Here is a 19370-nt window from a genome sequence, read left to right as displayed (position 1 = left end):
CCTCTGGGGCGCCGACTTCGACGAGGCGTACCTGAAGGCCGAGCAGGCCGGCAAGGCCGTCCGCACCTTCCCCTCGCGTCCGGCGGGCGGGCCGCACGGAAGACGGCTGTGGTCGAACGACCACCAGGTCCTGGAAGGAAGTGGTATGCCCAAGCCGCTCATCGGACTCACCACGTATCTCGCCGATGCTCAGTGGGGAGAGTGGGAGCTGCCCGCAGCTCTGCTGCCCGCGGCGTACATCAGTTGCCTCCAGGCGGCGGGCGGCCGCGCCGTCCTGCTGCCGCCGGACGAACCGGAGGCCGCTGCCGATGCCGTCGCGCGTCTGGATGCGGTCGTCCTGACGGGCGGTGAGGATCTGGATCCCGCGCTCTACGGAGCCCGGCCGCATCCGTGCACGGGGCCGCCGGTCCGCGAACGCGACCGCTGGGAGAGGGCCGTGCTGGCCGCCGGCCTCGCGCGTGACGTGCCGGTGCTCGGGGTGTGCCGGGGGATGCAGCTCATGAACGTGCACGCGGGCGGCACGCTCATCCAGCACCTGCCCGACAGGGTGGGTCACGACGGCCACAACGTGCACCGGGGTCACTTCTCGCCCCACGGCGTCACCACGGTGCCCGGGACGCGGATCGGCGCACTCCTGCCGGGGACCAGCCAGGTGGCCACACACCATCATCAGGCGGTGGAGACCCTCGGGGCCGGCCTGGTGGTGGCCGCTCGTACGGCGGACGGCACCATCGAGGCGATCGAGAGCACCCGGCACCGCTTCGCCGTGGGTGTGCAGTGGCACCCTGAGATGGGCTTCGATTCGGCGGTGGTGCACGCCCTGGTGGCTGCCGCGAGCTCCACCGTGAACGCCGGTCCGAACCACTCCGCCGAGCGGAGTGCGCGCACGGGACGTAGCTCGCCGAGAGCCGTCCTACCCACGCCGGTGTCTTGACACCGTGGCGCCCGTGCCCCGAGGATCGCCGAGTGAACCTGTCAGACAGCCAGACAGCCAGTCCGATCCCGCGGCGCATCAGTGCCACCGAAGCAGTGTTCGGCCACCTGCGCAGCGCCATCGAGCGCGGTGACTACGCGGTGGGCGACAAGCTCCCGTCCGAAGCGGAGCTGTGCCGGAGCCTGGAGGTCAGCCGGCCGGTGCTGCGGGAGGCACTGCGCGCCCTGCAGGCCATGGGCCTGACCGTTTCCAAGACCGGCAAGGGCACCTTCGTCGTGGCGAACACGGTCGAGGACCCCACCTTCGGCGACTACGCGGCCAGTGACCTGCTGGAAGTGCGCCGGCACGTCGAGATCCCGGTCGCCGGGTACGCGGCGCTGCGCCGCACCCCGGGGGACCTGGACCACTTGACCCACCTGCTCGACCGGATGGAGCGGGAGACCGACACCACCGCATGGGTCGCGCTGGACACCGTGTTCCACCTGGCGGTGGCCGAGGCCGCCCAGAACCCGGTGTTCCGCCGGGTCATCGAGGAGATCCGTGACGCACTGGCGCGTCAGTCGACCTTCCTCAACGAGCTGGGCGGTCGGCGCGAGCAGTCCAACTGCGAGCACCGGGCGATCGTCGAAGCGCTGGTGGACGGTTCCGAACACGACGCCGTCGAGGCCATGTCGCACCACCTCCACCGGGTCGAAACGACCCTCACCGACATCGTGCGCCCCAAGCGGGCGGACACCCCCACGGAAGGCAGATCCGAGGCGTGAGCGAGCAGTTCCTCAAAGACGAGAAGCGCCCCACGACCCGTCACGTCGATGCCGGGGACACCGGCTACAGCAAGTCCCTGAAACCCCGTCACGTCAACATGATCGCCATCGGTGGCGCGATCGGCACCGGCCTCTTCCTCGGCGCCGGCGGGCGTCTCGCCGATGCCGGCCCCTCGTTGTTCGTCGCCTACGCCGTCTGCGGCCTCTTCGCGTTCCTCGTCGTGCGTGCGCTCGGCGAGCTCGTCCTGTACCGCCCGTCCTCCGGGGCCTTCGTGTCCTACGCCCGGGAGTTCCTCGGGGAGAAGGGCGCGTACACCGCGGGCTGGATGTACTTCCTCAACTGGGCGACCACCGGCGTCGCCGACATCACGGCGGTGGCGACGTACACCCACTACTGGCACCTGTTCTCCAGCGTCCCGCAGTGGGTCATCGCGCTCATAGCCCTGGCCCTGGTGCTCACAGTGAACCTGATCTCGGTGCGGATCTTCGGCGAGCTGGAGTTCTGGTTCGCCATCGTCAAGGTCAGCGCGCTGGTGGTCTTCATGGGTATCGCGATCTTCCTGCTGGTCACCCGGCACCCGGTCGACGGCACCGTACCCGGTCCGTCGCTGATCACCGACAACGGCGGCATCTTCCCCCACGGCCTGATGCCGATGCTGCTGATCATCCAGGGCGTCGTGTTCGCCTACGCCTCCGTCGAACTGGTCGGTGTCACGGCCGGGGAGACCGAGAACCCAGAGAAGATCATGCCGAAGGCGATCAACTCGATCATGTGGCGGGTGGGCCTCTTCTACGTCGGTTCGGTGGTCCTGCTCTCGATGCTGATGCCGTGGAACAGGTACACCTCCGGCCAGAGCCCCTTCGTGACCGTGCTGTCCCACATCGGTATCCCGGCGGCCGACAGCGTGATGAACCTGGTCGTCCTCACCGCGGCCATGTCCTCGCTCAACTCCGGCCTGTACTCCACCGGCCGCATCCTGCGCTCGATGGCCGTCAGCGGGTCCGCCCCGCGCTTCACCGCCCGGATGAGCCGCACCCAGGTGCCGTACGGCGGCATCCTGCTCACCAGCGGCATGTGCGTCCTGGGCGTCGGTCTCAACTTCGTGGTGCCCGCCGACGCGTTCGAGATCGTGCTCAACCTCGCGGCGATCGGCATCATCGCCACCTGGGGCATGATCATGGTCTGCCACCTCTTCTTCTGGCGCAAGACCCGGGCCGGCGAACTGTCCCGCCCCGCGTACCGCCTGCCCGGCTCCCCCTGGACCGAAATCGTGACGCTGGCCTTCCTCGCCGGCGTCCTGGTCCTCATGTACGCCGACGGCGGCGCCGGACGCACCACCGTGCTGTGCGTACCGTTGATCGCCGCCGCGCTCGTCGCCGGCTGGTACGCCGTCCGCAGGCGCCTCGCGCGCGAAGGCGCCAGGGCCGACGGCTGAACCGGGCGGCGGCCCACGACGACGCGCGGACCGCTCCCGCCGTCACCGAGGGCCGCCGCCGACCGACGGCCCGGAAGCGACCCACCACCGATCGAGGCAGTGATGCACAGAAGTACCCCGGCGGACGCTCCCGCGATCCGCGAACCCGACCACGTCCCCGTCGCCCGCGTCACCCGCGGCGGCATGACCGAGGGGGTCCACTACGGCTCCGTCGTCGTCCTCGACGCGGACGGCGAAGTCCGGTTCCGGCTCGGTGACATCGAGGCCGCCTGCTACCCGCGGTCGGCCCTCAAGCCGGTCCAGGCCGTCGCCATGGTGCGGGCCGGGCTGCCGCTGGACGGCGAACTGCTCTCCCTCGCGACGGGCAGCCACTCCGGCGAGGAACGCCACCTCGCCGGCACCCGGCGGATCCTCGAACTGGCCGGCCTCGCCGAGGAGGACCTGCGCAACGTACCGGACCTGCCGTACGACCCGGCCGTCCGGGACACCTGGGTGCGAGGTGACCGGCCGCCGTCCCGGCTCGCGCAGAACTGCTCCGGCAAGCACGCCGCGATGCTGTACCTCTGCAAGCTCAACGGCTGGCCCCTGAAGACCTACCTCGACCCCCTCCATCCGCTCCAGACCGCGATCGCCGACGTCGTCGAGGAGCTGACCGGGCAGCGCACCGCGCACACCAGCGTGGACGGCTGCGGCTCCCCGCTGTTCGCGGTGTCCCTGCACGGCCTCGCCCGCGCCGCCGCCCGCATCGCCGCCGCGGCGCCGGGAACCCCCGAGTTCCGGGTCGCGGACGCGCTGCGCGGTCACCCGGAGATGGCCTCGGGCACCGGACGGGACACGGCCGCGTTGATGCGCGCGGTGCCCGGGCTGCTTGCCAAGGACGGCTTCGAGGGCGTCCAGATTGCCGCGCTGCCGGACGGCCGGGCCGTCGCTGTGAAGATCGCGGACGGGGCGAACCGCGCTCGCGTCCCGGTGACGGCCGCCGCGCTGGCGCTGGCAGGAGTCGATCCCCGGCTCCTGGTGGACTGCGCCGGCGAAGCGACGGCCGGCGGCGGCCACCGCGTCGGCGAGGTGTGCCCGGTGCCGGCACTGGCGCCGCAAACCCGCGCTGCTCCAGCGTGACCGATCCACGACCCCGGACCCGCCTCAGGAAGAGGACCCGCACACTCATGACCACCGCCACCCGCAGCGAGCACGACCTGCTCGGAGACCGCGACATCCCCGCCGACGCCTACTGGGGCGTCCACACCTTGCGCGCCACCGAGAACTTCCCCATCACGGGCACGCCCATCTCCGCCTACCCGCACCTGATCGACGCCCTGGCCGCCGTGAAGGAGGCCGCCGCCCTCGCCAACGAGGAACTCGGCCTGCTGGAGCCGCGGAAGGCCGCCGCGATCGTCGCCGCCTGCCGAGAGATCCGCGGCGGCAAGCTGCACGACCAGTTCGTCGTCGACGTCATCCAGGGCGGCGCCGGCACCTCGACCAACATGAACGCCAACGAGGTCGTCGCCAACCGGGCACTGGAACTGCTCGGTCACGCCAAGGGCGAGTACCGGCACCTCCACCCCAACGAGGACGTCAACCTCGGCCAGTCCACCAACGACGTCTACCCGACCGCCGTCCGGATCGCGACCGTCGCCGCGGTACGCGGCCTGCTCGACGCGATGGCCGTCCTCCAGGACGCCTTCGCCCGCAAGTCCGTCGAGTTCCGCGACGTCCTGAAGATGGGCCGCACCCAGCTGCAGGACGCCGTACCGATGACACTCGGACAGGAGTTCTCCGCCTTCACGGTCATGCTCGACGAGGACCGCAGCCGACTCGCCGAGGCCGTCGAGCTCATCCACGAGATCAACCTCGGCGCGACCGCGATCGGCACCGGCCTCAACGCCCCCGCCGGATACGCCGAAGCCGCCCGCCGCCACCTCGCCGACATCACCGGGCTGCCCCTGGTCACCGCGGCCAACCTGGTCGAAGCCACCCAGGACTGCGGCGCGTTCGTCCAGATGTCCGGTGTGCTCAAGCGCGTCGCCGTCAAGCTGTCCAAGACCTGCAACGACCTGCGACTGCTGTCCTCCGGGCCGCGCGCGGGCCTCGGCGAGATCAACCTGCCGCCGGTACAGGCAGGTTCGAGCATCATGCCCGGCAAGGTCAACCCGGTGATCCCCGAGGTCGTCAACCAGGTCGCCTTCGAGGTGATCGGCAACGACGTCGCCGTCACCATGGCCACCGAGGCCGGTCAGCTCCAGCTCAACGCCTTCGAGCCGATCATCCTGCACTCGCTCTCTGAGTCGATCACCCACCTGCGAGCCGCCTGCCTCACCCTCGCCGAGCGCTGCGTGGTCGGCATCACCGCCAACACCGAGGTGCTGCGCGCGGCCGTGGAGAACTCCATCGGCCTGGTGACGGCGCTGAACCCGCACATCGGGTACACGGCCGCCACCGACATCGCCAAGGAGGCCCTCGCCAGCGGCCGGGGCGTGGCCGAACTCGTCCTGGAGAAGGGCCTGCTCCCGGCCGAGACGCTCAGCGCGCTGCTGCGGCCCGAGGTGATCGCGGGCAGCGGCGTGCCCGTGGCCTGAGAGCAGGCGCGGTTCGGGAGCGAAGAATGCGCCGCCGCACCGGGACCGGTGTGGCGGCGCGTCGCGTCCATCCGGATCAGACCGGACCACCCCGCGGCAGAATCGAAGAAGGCAGTCGAAGTCCGATTTGCCGGACCTTGGGAATTGGCGCAGCGAGACTGTGACGGACACAAGAAGTCCTCTCGTGGTCCGGTCCGGCTGGAGCCGTTGCGCCTGGTCGCTCTGGTCGGTTTGTAGGGTCCGCGTTCTGATGTCACATGGAGAGTCCGTGAGGTGTGCGTTCCTTTGAATCCGCGCTCTGTGTCACCTTGATCGTTCCGGGTTCCGTGTCACTTCCCTGGTGCTAGCGGCCAGTTCCGATTGGCTCTGGCGTGAGTTCCGTGAAAGCCGCCCGATGATCTTCAGCAGCTTAGGAGCACACGCTTGCGGAGGAGGTCGAGCTTGGCTCGGCCGAACATCTGGCGCTTGAGCATCTTGATGCGGTTGACGTGGCCTTCGACCGGGCCGGAGTTCCAGCGGAGGGTGAGGCCGGCCACGACCGCGTCCCAGTCCTTGCGCAGGCCGGTGGCGAATCCGCGCAGTTCGGGGAGGCGGCTGGCCTCGGCATCTGAGGTCCACTGCTCGAGTTCCTCCGAACCACGTCGGTTGACCAGCATCGAGGCGAACCGGGCGACGAGGTCGCAGGCTTCATGCAACTCATCGCAGCGGCCCCGGAGTTCCTTCAACAGGACACAGTCGGCCTCGGGACGGTTGTCGGGGTGGGTGAGGATCAACCGGGTCACCTCGCGGACCTTGGGGACCGGCGGGAGGGCGGCAGGGGCGGCGTTGTCACGCAGCCGATGGACGAAGCGGCGGACGGTGCGCTCGCTGACAGTCAGACCGCGTTCGGCGAGCTCTTGATGGAGCCGCAGGGCGCTGTGGCAGCCCTCGTTGAACCGGGCCGTCAGGAAGGCGGCGTGGCCGTCCAGGCTGGTCTGCCGACCGCCGGTGGGCCCCGCGCCGATCAGCTCGTCGGCGGTGACAGCCCTCATGAACTTCCGCACCGTCTTGTCATCCAGGCTTAGCTCGGCGACGATCTGACTGTGCCCCATGCCCCTGCCCATCAGGGCGTGGACGACGGCGTGACGCTCGCGGGTGCGCTGAGCGAGCTGCCCCTCGGGCAGTACCGTCTGCTCCTTCTCCGGCAGGGGCGGGATCCACTGCTGGCGCAGGCGGGCGACGAGCCGCTCGGCCGCATCGGCCAGGTTCTGCCAGAGGTGGAACCGGTCCGCGACCTGCGTCGCAGTGCCGGCGCCGCGGTCCGCGCCTTCGGCGTAGCAGCGGGCCCGGTCGCGGCAGACAACCTCGACACCGGGGTGCTCGGTGAGCCAGGCGGCCAGGGCGTCTGCGGACCGCTCCGGCAGAACGTCGACAGGGCGGCGACCCTCGATGTCGATCAAGACCGTGCCGTAGTTGTGGCCCTTGCGCAGGGCGAAGTCGTCGACGCCGAGCACCCGCACCGGCCCGACCGGCGGGTCCGGCAGCGCGCGGACCAGGCGTATCAGCACGTCACGCCCGATCCCGACCGCCAGATGCTCCGCGAGTCTGGCGCCGGCCCGGCCGCCCAGCGCCAGAGCGACGGCCTCGCGGACCTTCCGCAGCCCCACCGTGCACCGGCCGTACCGGAACGTCAGCCCCGGGACCTGCTCGGCGAAGGTCCGCCGCTCGCACTCGGCGATGTCGCAGAAGAACCGGCGCACCCTCAGCTGCAACACGAGCTCCTGGCCACTGACCGCCGAATCGCTGATCCGCCGCTGATAGCCGCTGTGCACACGCTCGGACCAGCCTTCACAGCCCGGGCAAGTCGCCCCTGGCGCCCGGCCCCGGGCGTGGACACGGACCGACCCGCCCGCCGGTCTGACCAACTCGACGTGCAACAGCGCGAACTGAGGGAACAGGACGGCCAGGAGATCAGCAACAGTCACCCGCCATGATCGCCAACACTGAAGATCATCGGGCGGCTTTCACGGAACTCACGCCAGAGCCTTCCGATTCCCCACTGGCGGCCAGTTAGCGGGGAGCCATCTGGCCGCGATCCGTCACTCTGTGTTGATGGCGTGAGATCGGGGTCATGGCTGGCGCTTGGGCGCGAGCTCCTTCACCAGGAAGACGGCGGGATCTTCGACTGGGTGTTCGGCACCAGTGTCGTCCGTGTAGAAGTAGCGATCCAGGTAGCGGACCGTGGGTTGGTATCCCAAACGAGCGTAGAGGGCTGCGGCTCGCGGATTCCCGTGATCGTCCACTCCCAATCCGATCAGCTGTGCGCCTCGTTCACCAGCGAGCTGTTCGGCATGGCAGATCAAGGCGCTTCCCATCCCCCGGGACTGCAGCGTGTCGACGACATGCAAACCGTTGATCTCCGGGCAGCCCGGCATGACGGCCCTCACTTCCGGCGCCGCGCATCCATCCCAACGTACTTCGCAGGTTCCGGCTGGCTGGGCGTCCAGCCAGGCCACCAGGAACGTGCTTGTTCCTGCGACCTGTCGGGCGAACCGCTGAGCGTGGTAGGAGACGGCGCTAGAGGAGGGCAGACGCTCTTCCAACGCATCCAGATCTTCTTGACGGCAGGCCGTGATGTGCATGGGCATCATGATGCTGTCCTGTCCGGCGCCGAGGCCAGACATGTGCCAGTCAGCCGCGCCGACGGCCGCGGGAGATCCTTCATCACGGAGGGTGATCTCGTAACTGGCGGTAGGTGGGGAATTCGAGCTGGCCGCTGTCACCCTGGACGGTCTCTTGAAGGGAGCGGCTCTCCCTGAGTGTGTCCTCCAGTTTCGCCTCGGACTCTTTCAGCGCTTCTCGCAATCGGTCACGCTCGGCTTCGGTCTCCCGCAGCCGAGTCGTGTCCGCCCTGAGCCTGTCGCGTTCCGCGCGCAAGATCCTGAGCACCTGAGCCGACCCCTACTTCGCGAACGCACCTGCCTTGCTTGTCGATTGCCTCCTCAATGCGCTCGCGCCGTCCGCCATGGACCGGCGTTGAGCAGCTGCCGCAGGGGGGCCTCACGGCCGTTCTGCTCCAGCGCGGGGTGCCAGACCTGGTCCGGCAGGGCGCGGATGGCTTTGCGGACCTCGGCGGTGACGGCGTGTCCGACCGAGAACGTGGTCTCGATCCCGCGCTGCCGGAGCCCTCGCAGGTGGGGCGAGGAAGGCCTTGGCGCCGCCCGCGCTGTCGGCGCGGATGAGGATCGGGGTGCCGTGGCGGTGGGCGTCCGGGATCTGGGCGAGGGCCTGGTCGGGGACGGTGATGTGGTCGGTGGCGGTGTTCGCTCCGGCGTTGCCCGGCCGCAGGAGACCGGCGAGGGCCTCGCCGGTGTTGTCCAGGAAGCACAGCATCGGGTGGAAGCCGAAGCCGCGTTTGTAGGTCGCGGCGGCCTGCTCTTTCTCGGAGTGGCAGGTGACCAGGGTGGCGTTGATGTCCAGGACCAGGCCCGGCAGTTCACGTCCTCCGGCATGCGATGGAGGCAAGGCGCGCCCGGTCTCGGCGGCCTGCAGCCAGGCGACCTCACGGGCGGTGGCCCTCGCTGCCCGCAGCGTGTTCAGGACGGCCGTGTCGAGGCCGGCCAGCACCCGCCAGGCGGTGGCGGTGGAGGCGACGGGACGGAACACGTCGCCCTGGTCGCGCAGCACGGTCAGGTCCCGGATCGCTTCGCCGCCGTCGGCGAGCATCACCGCCAGGTCCACCGCGACACGGCCGGGATCGTGTCCGGTGCCGCGTGGCCGCAGCCGGCGCAGGGCGGCGGAGAAGGCGCTGGTCAGCGTCGTGGCGTCGGCACCGCACCCGGGACCCGCCGCCCAGCCCTGCGCGATGCCGCCCTGATGCCGTCCCGAACCGGCGACTGAAGGCGTGCGAGAGCACGTTCGGGATCGCGTAGCCGACCCGGCGGCCTGGTCCGCGCCCACGCTGGGGCATGCTCACAGCCGGTCATGGGTCGAGGTCCGCCGCACCTCTGTGGGGTGGGCCGAGGTTTCGTCCGGGTGACATCACGTCCGGGCGGGCGCATGGTGGAAGGAAGGGGAGGGGCGTCGGTTCCGATGCTCGGAGCCCGTGCCATATCTCGATAATTCGCATACGTATGGACCGTCGGCTCGGCGCCCCACCGGTGGCGCCGATGCCCCTGAGGACCCGACAAGGGGAACGCCGATGACGAACGAACGACTGCCCAACCACTCCTCGGCCCGGGACCGTGCCGAGGCCGACGTCGACGTCGTCGTGGTCGGCTCGGGCTTCGGCGGCTCCGTCGCTGCCTACCGCTTCGCCGAGTGCGGCCGGTCCGTGGTCGTGCTGGAACGCGGCAAGCGGTACCCGCCCAACGGCTTCGCACGCTCGCCGGCCGCGATGGCCCGCAACTTCTGGGACCCGGGCAGGGGCCTGCACGGCCTGTTCGACGTCTGGTCCTTCAGCGGCCTGGAGGGCGTGGTCTCCAGCGGCCTGGGCGGCGGCTCGCTGATCTACGCCAACGTGCTGTTGCGCAAGGACGAGAAGTGGTTCGTGAAGGAGTCACCGCTGCCCGGCGGCGGCTACGAGCACTGGCCGGTCAGCCGTGCCGACCTCGAGCCGCACTACGCCGCGGTCGAGGAAATGCTCGGCGCCACGCCCTACCCGTACGACGACACGCCGAAGACCCTCGCGATGCACGAGGCCGCCGACCGGCTGGGTCTCCCGATCGAACGGCCGCCGATCGCCGTCACCTTCGCGCCCCGGCCGGGCGGTACGCCCGTCCCGGGTGCCCCCATCCCCGAGCCCGAGTACGGCAACCTCCACGGCTTACCCCGGAGCACCTGCCGGCTGTGCGGCGAGTGCGACGTCGGCTGCAACTTCGGCGCCAAGAACACCCTGGACCACACCTACCTCTCGGCCGCCCAGCACCACGGCGCCGACCTGCGCACCCGCTGCGAGGTGCGCGGCTTCGCGCCCCGGCCCGGAGGCGGCTGGGAGGTCCGCTACGTGGTCCACGACCCCGCCCGCGAGGGCCATCCCACCGCGATCGACCGCCTCCCGTTGCAGCGGATCGGGTGCAGGCGCCTGGTGCTGGCGGCCGGCACCTTCGGATCGACCTACCTGCTGCTGCGCAACCGGGCCGGGCTGCGCGGCATCAGCCCGGCCCTGGGCACCCGGTTCAGCGGCAACGGCGACCTGCTGGGCCTGGTACTCAACGCGACCGACGGCGCGGCGGGGCGCGGCCCGCGCCGGTTGGACAGCAGCACCGGCCCGGTCATCACCAGCGCCATCCGGGTCGGCGACGAGCTCGACGGGGACGGCTCCTCCGGGCGCGGTTTCTACGTCGAGGACGCGGGCTACCCGGGCTTCGTGGACTGGCTGGCCGAGGAGGCGCAGGTCCCGGGCGAGGTCCGCCGGACGGTCGAGTTCGGCCTGCACCGGCTGCTGTCCCGCTTCGGCCGTACCCGGCAGAGCCACGTCAGCCGTCAACTCGCCCTGCTGCTCGGCTCGGGCATGTTCTCAGGCTCGGCGCTGCCGCTGCTCGGCATGGGCCGGGACGTGCCGGACGGCCGGCTGAGCCTGTCCGGGGACTACCTCGAGGTCGACTGGACGGTGGAGACCTCGCTGCGGTACTTCGAGCGCGTCCGGTCGACGATGAGCGAGGTGGCCGAGGCGCTCGGCGGCGAGTTCGCCGACAACCCGCTGTGGTGGACGCACCGGGTGATCACCGTGCACCCGCTGGGCGGCGCCCCGATGGGCCGCCACCCCGCCGAGGGCGTCTGCGACTCCTACGGCGAGGTGTTCCGCCTTCCCGGGCTGTACGTGCTGGACGGATCGGCGCTGCCCGGGCCGGTGGGGGCGAACCCGTCGCTGACGATCGCCGCCTTCGCCGACCGGGCCTGCGAGCACATCCTCGACGAGTCCTCCGAGCCCGCGACCGTGGCCGCCGCGCCGCTGCCGGCCAGTGCCCCGGCGCCGGCCTTCGCCGTGCCACCGCCGCAGGCCGACGGACAACGGGCGACCAGCCTGTCCTTCACCGAGAAGATGAAGGGCTACGTCGCCCTCGGCGCCGAGGACCCCGAGCAGGGGCGGGCACTCGGCCGCTCCCTGCGCCAGCGGCTGATGTTCCGGCTCACCATCACCGCCTCCGACGTGGACCGCTTCGTCGTCGACCCCGACCACCCGGCCACCGCCGCCGGGTACGTCGACTGCGACCTGCTCGGCGGCCGACTGCCCGTCGAGCGCGGATGGTTCAACCTGTTCACCCGCGGCGACGACCCGAGCCGGCGGCTGATGCTGTACCGGCTGCACCTGCGCGATCCGGGCGGCAGCCCACTGACCCTGACCGGGCACAAGGACGTGCACGACGCCCCCGGCTTCGACCTGTGGCGCGACACCTCGACGCTCTACTACCGGCTGCTCTCCGGGCACCTGCTTCCGGACGGCGACTCCGCCGCGCCGGTGCTCGGCGCGGGAGTCGTCAACATCCTGGTCAGGGACTTCGTCCACCAGCTGACCACGTTCCGCACCGTGGGTCCGCGCCCCGAGCAGGCGCTGGAGCGCTTCGGGCGGCTGTTCGTCGGCGAGCTGTGGGCCGTTTACGGCCCGCACCGCCCGGGCCCGGCAGCCGGTCCGACCGAGGAGCCGACATGAAGACGCACGAGCTCCGCCGGCACGCGGAGGAGATCGGCTTCACCCCGCAGGAGCAGGCCCGGTGGCTGGCCCCGGGGCAGCTGGCCCGGACGGCCGTGAAGGTCGTCCTGGCCACCGTCTTCGCCGACTACGCGGACAAGCGGGAGATCCAGGGCGCGCTCCCCGCGCCTCCGCTACACGCCCCGCTGTCCGAGCCCGAGGCGCAGGAGCTCTGGATCGACTTCGTCGCCGACCTCGGCGACGGCTTCGACGCGACGAGCTCGGTGGCCTGGACCCTGGCGGCGGAGAAGCTCGACGTCGACGCCCCCGGCACGGCGCCGCCCGGCCTGACGACCCGCGGCGCGCTGCTGGTGCTCGGCGGCGACGAGGTGTACCCGGTGGCGTCGGTGCGCGGCTACGAGGACAAGATGAAGGGCCCGTACCGCGCCGCCCTGCCGACTGCTGACGACCAGCCGCTGATGGTCGCGCTGCCGGGCAACCACGACTGGTACGACGGCCTCACCGCCTTCCTGCGGATCTTCACCCAGCAGCGGCCCATCGGCGGCTGGCAGACCCGGCAGACCCGGAGCTACTTCGTCGTGCAGCTGCCGCAGCGATGGTGGCTGGTGGGCCTGGACAGCCAGCTCGGGGAGTACCTCGACGACCCCCAGCTGCGCTACTTCCAGACCCACCTGTCGGCCAACCTCGAACCCGGTGACGGCGTGATCGTCTGCTGCGCCGAGCCGACTTGGGTGAAGAGCGCCGACAAGTCCGCCGACGCCTTCGACACCATGCACTGGTTCGACCGCAACTACGTCCGCACCCGGACCGATCCGCAGACCGGCGAGCAGAGCCCGACCGGTGCGTCGATCCGGCTCTGGCTGACCGGTGACCGGCACCACTACGCCCGGTACGCCGAACGGCTGCCCGAGGATCCCGCACCCCCTGGCGACCTGCCGCCCGACCCACGGCGGCGCCAGATGGTGACCTGCGGCCTGGGCGGCGCGTACCTCGCGGCGACGCACCGGCTGCCGGCCACCCTGCCGCTGCCGCCCAGCGGCTCGCGGCTGCGTGAGAAGGACGACCCTCCGGTGGTGTTCGACCGCGCCCGGACGACCCACCCCGACACCGCGGACTCCCGCCGGATCGTACGCGGCCTGGCACGGCCGTGGTCCCCCGGCTGGCTGCCGCGCCGCAACCCCGGGTTCGCCGAGCTGGCCGCGGGCGTGCACGCCGTGCTCTTCCTGTTCATGGGCTTCCTATTCGCCCTGTCGCAGGGCGTGCTCAAGCCCGTCGACGCCGTGCGCAACGCCGACGGCGGGGACCTCGGCAGCTTCGTCGGCGGTTTCTGTGGCGCGGTGGCGGTCCTGTTCGCGCTCCGCTTGCTCTACCGGCTGGCCCGTCCGCATGTGCGGGCGAAGCCGTCGACGGCGCTGCTCGCGCTGCTGATGCAGGTCGCGGTGGCACTGGTGGTCCTCGCCGTCGCCGTGGCCGTGCCGTTCCCGGACTCCTGGTCCGGGTGGGCGGTGCTGGTGGCCTGCCTGGTGCTGGCCGGCCTGGTGGGCGCGCTGCTGGGATCCGAGGTCTTCGCGCTCTGGGTCCTGTCGGCGCGCAGCGGGGCGGCCACCGACTGGCAGATGTCGGGCCAGTCGATCGAGGAGCACAAGGGCTTCCTGCGTCTGCACCTCGCGCCGGACGGCGACATCACGATCTACCCGCTGCTGCTCGACGGCATCTGCCGGGACTGGGACCTGCAGGACGACCCGGCCATGGGCAAACGGCCGGTGCCCGCCACGCCGCCGACCGTGCGGCTGATCGAGGACCCCGTCGTGATCACACGGAACGCGAGGACGCCATGACCACCCTGCCACCGACCGCCCGAGCGACCCGGCCGACGACGCGGCGGGACCACGTCACCACGGTCCACCCGCTGACCGCCCTCGACGGCCGGCCGCTGACCCTGGTGCACGTCCAGGGCCGCCACCCTCCCACCCGCGGCCCGGTACTGGTCGCGCACGGCGCCGGGGTACGGGCCGAACTGTTCCGCCCGCCGCTGCCGCGCACCTTCGTCGACGCCCTCATCGACGGCGGCTGGGACGTCTGGCTGCTCAACTGGCGCGCCTCGATCGACCTCGACCCGGTGCCCTGGACGCTCGACCAGGCGGCCGCGTACGACCACCCTGCCGCGGTGGCCCACGTGCTGAAGGCCACCGGCGAGGACCGGATCAAGGCCGTCGTGCACTGCCAGGGCTCGACCTCGTTCATGATGGCGCTGACGGCCGGGCTCCTGCCCGAGGTGGACACCGTGGTCAGCAACGCGGTGTCGCTGCACCCGGTCGTCCCCGGCTGGTCCGCGTTCAAGATCGGCCACCTGGCCCCGCTCATCTCCCGGGCCCTGCCGGCCATCTCGCCCGGGTGGGGCGACCGCCCGGAGGGCCTGCTCTCCCGGCTGATCGTCGGGTTCGTCCGCGGGACCCACCCGGAGTGCCGGAACTCCGTCTGCCGGATGGTCAGCTTCACCTACGGCACCGGCTGGCCGGCCCTGTGGTCCCACGCGAACCTCGACGAGGGCACGCACGACTGGATCCGCGGAGAGTTCGCCGACGTCCCGATGACGTTCTTCGCGCAGATGAACCGGTGCATCAGGGCGGGCCACCTGGTGCGGACGGAGCCCATCGTCACCCTGCCTCAGTCGTTCGTCGACCGGGCGCCCAGCACCGACGCGCGGATCGTCCTGCTCGCCGGCGAGCAGAACCACTGCTTCCTGGCGGAGAGCCAGCAGCGCACCTTCGACTTTCTGCAACGGCACCGCCCCGGCCGTGACACCCTCCACCTGCTGCCCGGCTACGGCCACCTCGACGTCTTCCTCGGCCGCCGCGCGGCGGCCGACACCTACCCGCTGATCCTGAAGGAGCTGGCGCGATGAAGCCGATCCTGTCCCTCGCCCGGCTGGGGTTGTCGCTCCTGCCGTCGCCGTACCCGCGCCGGCAGCGGCGGCTCGCCGGGCGCAACGCGCTGGTCGACGGCATCCCGTTCCGGATGCCGGTCAACTCGGCGGACACCCCCTGCCTGATGGCCGCGTTCACCGTCGACCGCGCGGCGGCCGCCCGGCTGCTACCCGGCGGCGAACTGCACCCGGTGACCCTCCCCGGCGGCCGCGGGCTGCTCATGATCACGGTGGTCAACTACGTGCGCACCGACATCGGCCGCTACATCGAGTACTCCATCGCGCTCGCCTGCACCCACGGCGGCCAGCCCGCACCGCCGCTGCTCCCGGGGCTCCTGCAGGGCACCTTCGGCACCGGGCAGTACGTCCTGGACCTGCCGGTGAGCAGCGAGATCTCGGTGAAGGGCGGCAAGGGAATCTGGGGAATGCCCAAGCACCAGGCCAACCTCGACTTCCGGGTCACCGACGCCACCGTGTCCAGCGAGTACCAGGTCGACGGCCGACTGGGGACGTTCATCTCGATCGACCGCCCGCCGGTGACGGCGCTGCCGCTGCGTGTCAGGGCGGCGAACTACTGCGCGTTCCGCGGCATGCTGATGAAGTCGTTCATCTACTTCGAGGGCGAGGCCGACATCGCGATCGGTAGGCGCGCCCGCGCCCGGCTGCTCCTCGGTGACGCGCCGCAGGTCGCCGCGCTGCACGACCTCGGGATCGCCCCGAACCCGCTGTTCACCTGCTACCTGCCGTCCACCCGGGGCGTGCTCGACGACCACTTCGAGTGCTGGTTCCTCACGAGCGAGGCGTCCGGCCGGAGCTACGGCGAGCCGCTGAGGAGTGTCGTCGACCTCGGCCTGTCGCAGCAGTGGCTGGACCCGCCGCGCATCGACGTCGGCGCCCGGCCGTGAACGCCGCCGTGAAAGAAGCCCTGCTGACGCTGGACACGCTGTACTTCCTGTTCGGCGCGACGCTCTACATGGGCACCATGTGGGTGCTGCGGTTCTTCCTCTACCCGACGTGACGGTCGCTGACCCCGGACAACGGTGCCTTGTGGTTATCGGATGCTGAGCCGGTCCTCGAAGAAGAGTGAGAACTGGTTCAGCGCCTCCTTCCAGTGTGCGGCGACGTGGTTGATGTCGCGGGCCCTGGGGGTGGTCTGCTCGCGGACGGCGAGGTAGAGCATCTTCAACGCGGCCTGCTCCGAGGGGAAGTGTCCGCGGTTGCGGGTGGCCTTCCGCAGGCGGGAGTTGATCGACTCGACCATGTTCGTCGAGTAGACGACCGTCCTTATCGCGGGTGGGAACGCGAGGTAGGGCGTGAACTCGCTCCAGGCCACCCGCCAGGTGCGGACCACGGCCGGGTAGCGTTCGCCCAGCTCGGAGGCGGCCAACTCGTCCAGGGCCCGCTCGGCGGCCTGCTCGGTCGGCGCGCTGTAGATCGCCCGCAGGGCCGGCACCAGCTTGGAGCGATCCTTGCCGGAGGACAGCCGCAGACAGGCGCGGATCAGGTGGAGCCGTCAAGAAACAACGCGTTGCCTCCCGGGAGGTGCGTCGTTGGTGTGGTATGCGCATATCAGACGAGGCCCGCGCGCAACTCGCCCAGCGCTTCGAGGTCTTGCTACCGCACTTGAACGAACGTCAGCGGCGGCTGGCCATGGCGACCGAGGCACGCCTGCTCGGCCACGGTGGCGTGCGCGTGGTCGCGCGGACGGCCGGAGTGAGCGAGACCACCGTGCGCAAGGGAGTATTCGAACTCGAGGCTGGCATAGAGCCGTTGCAGGAAGGCCGCGCGCGGCGCCTCGGTGGCGGCCGCATGAGGGCCGAGGCGGTCGATCCCGGCCTGGTCTCCGCGTTGCTGGGGCTGGTCGAGCCGGACGAGCGCGGTGATCCGATGTCGCCGCTGCGCTGGACGACGAAGTCCCTGCGGCGCTTGGCCGCCGAGCTGTCCCGGCAAGGGCACAAGGTCACCGCGCCCACAGTCGGGCGGCTGCTGAAGGAGAGTGGCTTCAGCCTCCAGGGCACTGCCAAGACCCTGGAAGGCGCCCAGCACCCGGACCGGGACGCCCAGTTCCGCTACATCAACCAGCAGGTCAAGGACCACCAGGCAGCGGGCCAACCGGTTATCAGCGTGGATTCGAAGAAGAAGGAACAGGTGGGGCAGCTGCCCATGCCGGGGCAGGAGTGGCATCGGGCCGGCCAGCCGGTTCAGGTCGAAGACCACAGCTTCTTCGCTGGCCCGCATGTCGAGACCGCGATCCCGTACGGGATCTACGACCTGGCAGCGAACAGGGGCTGGGTGAACGTCGGGGTCGACCACGACACGGCCGCGTTCGCAGTCGCGTCGATCCGCCGCTGGTGGCAGGCGCGCGGCTCACTCGACTACCCGCAGGCGACCCGCCTGCTGATCACCGCGGACGCCGGCGGCTCGAACAGCTACCGCTACCGATTATGGAAGGCCGAGCTGTCTGCGTTCGCGGGTGAGTCCGGCCTGACGATCACGGTCTGTCACTTTCCTCCGGGCACAAGTAAGTGGAACAAGATTGAGCACCGGCTGTTCTCACACATCACCATGAACTGGCGCGGCAGGCCCCTGACCAGCCACGAGATCGTCCTCAACACCGTCGCAGCGACCACCACAACAGCGGGGCTGCGGGTCGAGGCCGCCCTCGACACCGGCTCCTATCCGACCGGCGTCCAGGTCAGCCGCGAACAGCTGCAGGCTCTGCCGATCACGGCCCACGACCACCACGGGAAGTGGAACTACAGCATCGCCCCAGCTGACGGCGGCACAACGGCCCCAGCCCCGCAGGGCGCCGACGCCCGCACCAACGCCCTCACCCAGGCCCTGCTGATGCTGGCCGACCCCCGCCTGACCGGCATGAGCGTCGGGGAACTGGACGCGCTGCGGGCCCGCCTGGCCCCCGACCAGGAAGCCCGCCGCGAGCAACGCCGTTACGTACTGCGCGGCGGCCGGCGAGTCGCCACCACCGGCCGCAACCGATCCCTGCTCTCGAACTCGGACGAGGTCCTGGTCACTGTGCTCTACCTGCGACAAGTGTGCCCGCAGAAGGTGTTGTGCGACCTGCTCGGAATCAACCCCGTCACGATCGGCCAGGCCATCAAGGCCACCCGGCAACTGCTGGACGAGCACAAGATCAGCATCACGCCGACCGTCGCGCGCTACTTCACCCGAGCCCAAGACCTACGCGCGTTCATCGCCGAAGCCACCCCGGACCGGCACCCGCCAGCGGAGCCGACCCGCCGCGCGCTCACCGCTCCAGCCCTGACCGGCATGAGCCGCCGGTCTCTGAACGTCCTGCTCGAAGAGCTGATCGTGCCCTACGCGGCCGCAATCGAGGAGCGTCGCCACCGACAGCGCGGCGGCGACCGCCGACCCGGCACCCGCGGCGGCGTGTTCCGACAGAAGATCACCGACGGCGACCGGATCCTCGCCACGATCCTCTACCGGCGCCGCATCTGCAGCCTCGACATCCTCGCCGAACTGTTCGACGTCTGCCGAAGCACCCTCTGGAACGCGATCAACGACGTCCTACCCGTCCTAGACGATCGCCGCCTTGCCATCGCCCCCGCCGAGAACCGATACGCCACCGCAGCCGACCTCCTGGCCTCGACGCGAGCGCAGGATCCCGAAGACCACCATGTTGTTTCTTGACAGCTCCACGGTGGATCACACACGTCTGCACCGTCGCGCGGGGCCAGGTGGCGGTCACGGCCTCCGGCAGGCCCTTGAGGCCGTCGCAGCAGACGATGCACACGTCCTCGATACCCCGGTTGCGCAGTTCGGACAGCACCGCCATCCAGGTGGTCGCGCCCTCGCCGTCGGCGCCGACCCACAGGCCGAGCACGTCCTTGCGGCCGTCCATGTCGACCCCGACCGCGAGATAGACGGGTTTCGAACTCACCGCCCCAGAGCGGATCTTCACCCAGAGCGCGTCGATGGAGATGATCGGCCAGACCGCGTCCAGAGGCCGGTCCTGCCAGGCGGCCAGTTCTGAACCGCCCCGGGTTCGATAGAGACCTCAGCTTGTGGTTGTGACCTGTGGTTTTGCAGTTGTGAGGTGGTAGGTGTTCTCGTACTCGACGGGC

Annotated in this window: 13 protein-coding genes and 2 pseudogenes; 10 read left to right on the top strand and 5 right to left on the bottom strand. The window is 70.6% G+C overall.

Translation table 11 applies throughout. The features are described 5' to 3' along the window. The 5 genes from AB0J08_RS38230 to aspA all read left to right on the top strand — a co-directional run. On the top strand, nucleotides 1-934 hold a 934-nt coding region (locus tag AB0J08_RS38230; RefSeq protein ID WP_360643651.1), incomplete at its 5' end, for a gamma-glutamyl-gamma-aminobutyrate hydrolase family protein. A 32-nt stretch (nucleotides 935-966) separates the two neighbouring features. Continuing rightward, nucleotides 967-1698: a FadR/GntR family transcriptional regulator gene (locus AB0J08_RS38225; RefSeq protein WP_360643648.1), complete on the top strand. Its 732-nt coding sequence runs from the start codon at nucleotides 967-969 to the stop codon at nucleotides 1696-1698. Beyond that, the gene (locus AB0J08_RS38220) at nucleotides 1695-3134 is read left to right on the top strand and encodes an amino acid permease (RefSeq protein ID WP_360643645.1); all 1440 of its coding nucleotides are present in this window, start codon (nucleotides 1695-1697) and stop codon (nucleotides 3132-3134) included. The genes AB0J08_RS38225 and AB0J08_RS38220 overlap by 4 nt, the downstream gene beginning before the upstream one ends. A gap of 102 nt (nucleotides 3135-3236) precedes the next feature. After that, nucleotides 3237-4253: an asparaginase gene (locus AB0J08_RS38215; RefSeq protein WP_360643642.1), complete on the top strand. Its 1017-nt coding sequence runs from the start codon at nucleotides 3237-3239 to the stop codon at nucleotides 4251-4253. A 47-nt stretch (nucleotides 4254-4300) separates the two neighbouring features. Further along, nucleotides 4301-5710 carry an aspartate ammonia-lyase gene (gene aspA / locus AB0J08_RS38210; protein ID WP_360643639.1) on the top strand — a complete coding sequence of 470 codons (1410 nt, stop codon included), beginning with the start codon at nucleotides 4301-4303 and terminating at the stop codon, nucleotides 5708-5710. 401 nt (nucleotides 5711-6111) lie between these two features. Here aspA and AB0J08_RS38205 read toward each other — a convergent pair whose 3' ends face one another. The 3 genes and pseudogenes from AB0J08_RS38205 to AB0J08_RS38195 all read right to left on the bottom strand — a co-directional run. Then, the gene (locus tag AB0J08_RS38205; RefSeq protein ID WP_360643636.1) at nucleotides 6112-7674 is read right to left on the bottom strand and encodes an ISL3 family transposase; all 1563 of its coding nucleotides are present in this window, start codon (nucleotides 7672-7674) and stop codon (nucleotides 6112-6114) included. Between the two features lie 144 nt (nucleotides 7675-7818). Further along, nucleotides 7819-8331, bottom strand: coding sequence for a GNAT family N-acetyltransferase (locus AB0J08_RS38200; RefSeq protein ID WP_360643633.1), 513 nt, complete (start codon nucleotides 8329-8331; stop codon nucleotides 7819-7821). 465 nt (nucleotides 8332-8796) lie between these two features. After that, nucleotides 8797-9520 (bottom strand): annotated as a pseudogene (locus AB0J08_RS38195) (transposase); the annotation flags it as partial. 370 nt (nucleotides 9521-9890) lie between these two features. Between AB0J08_RS38195 and AB0J08_RS38190 the strand changes: the two are divergent. Genes AB0J08_RS38190 through AB0J08_RS38175 form a run of 4 tightly spaced genes read left to right on the top strand, consistent with a single transcriptional unit; the run spans nucleotide 9891 to nucleotide 16172 of the window. Then, entirely contained in the window at nucleotides 9891-12341 is a 2451-nt protein-coding gene (locus tag AB0J08_RS38190; RefSeq protein WP_360643630.1) for a GMC oxidoreductase, read from the top strand. Further along, nucleotides 12338-14179 carry a hypothetical protein gene (locus tag AB0J08_RS38185; RefSeq protein WP_360643627.1) on the top strand — a complete coding sequence of 614 codons (1842 nt, stop codon included), beginning with the start codon at nucleotides 12338-12340 and terminating at the stop codon, nucleotides 14177-14179. Before AB0J08_RS38190 ends, AB0J08_RS38185 begins: the two co-directional genes overlap by 4 nt. Then, entirely contained in the window at nucleotides 14176-15246 is a 1071-nt protein-coding gene (locus AB0J08_RS38180; RefSeq protein ID WP_360643624.1) for a hypothetical protein, read from the top strand. Before AB0J08_RS38185 ends, AB0J08_RS38180 begins: the two co-directional genes overlap by 4 nt. Beyond that, the gene (locus AB0J08_RS38175; RefSeq protein ID WP_360643621.1) at nucleotides 15243-16172 is read left to right on the top strand and encodes an acetoacetate decarboxylase family protein; all 930 of its coding nucleotides are present in this window, start codon (nucleotides 15243-15245) and stop codon (nucleotides 16170-16172) included. Before AB0J08_RS38180 ends, AB0J08_RS38175 begins: the two co-directional genes overlap by 4 nt. Before the next feature lie 146 nt (nucleotides 16173-16318). Here AB0J08_RS38175 and AB0J08_RS38170 read toward each other — a convergent pair whose 3' ends face one another. After that, nucleotides 16319-16768, bottom strand: coding sequence for a transposase (locus tag AB0J08_RS38170; protein ID WP_360643654.1), 450 nt, complete (start codon nucleotides 16766-16768; stop codon nucleotides 16319-16321). Nucleotides 16769-16827: 59 nt separating this feature from the next. Here AB0J08_RS38170 and AB0J08_RS38165 point away from each other — a divergent pair, with 59 nt between their 5' ends. Then, a complete protein-coding gene (locus AB0J08_RS38165; RefSeq protein WP_360643618.1) occupies nucleotides 16828-18936 on the top strand; it encodes an ISAzo13 family transposase in 2109 nt (702 codons plus the stop codon). A gap of 10 nt (nucleotides 18937-18946) precedes the next feature. Here the strand turns inward: AB0J08_RS38165 and AB0J08_RS38160 are convergent. Next, a pseudogene (locus AB0J08_RS38160) lies at nucleotides 18947-19276 on the bottom strand (transposase); the annotation flags it as partial. Nucleotides 19277-19370: the final 94 nt, after the last annotated feature.

It is taken from the genome of Kitasatospora sp. NPDC050463, from assembly GCF_040655255.1.
Lineage (GTDB): Bacteria > Actinomycetota > Actinomycetes > Streptomycetales > Streptomycetaceae > Kitasatospora.
Note: the sequence above shows the minus strand (reverse complement) of the source record. Positions and strands in the feature narration are given on the sequence as shown.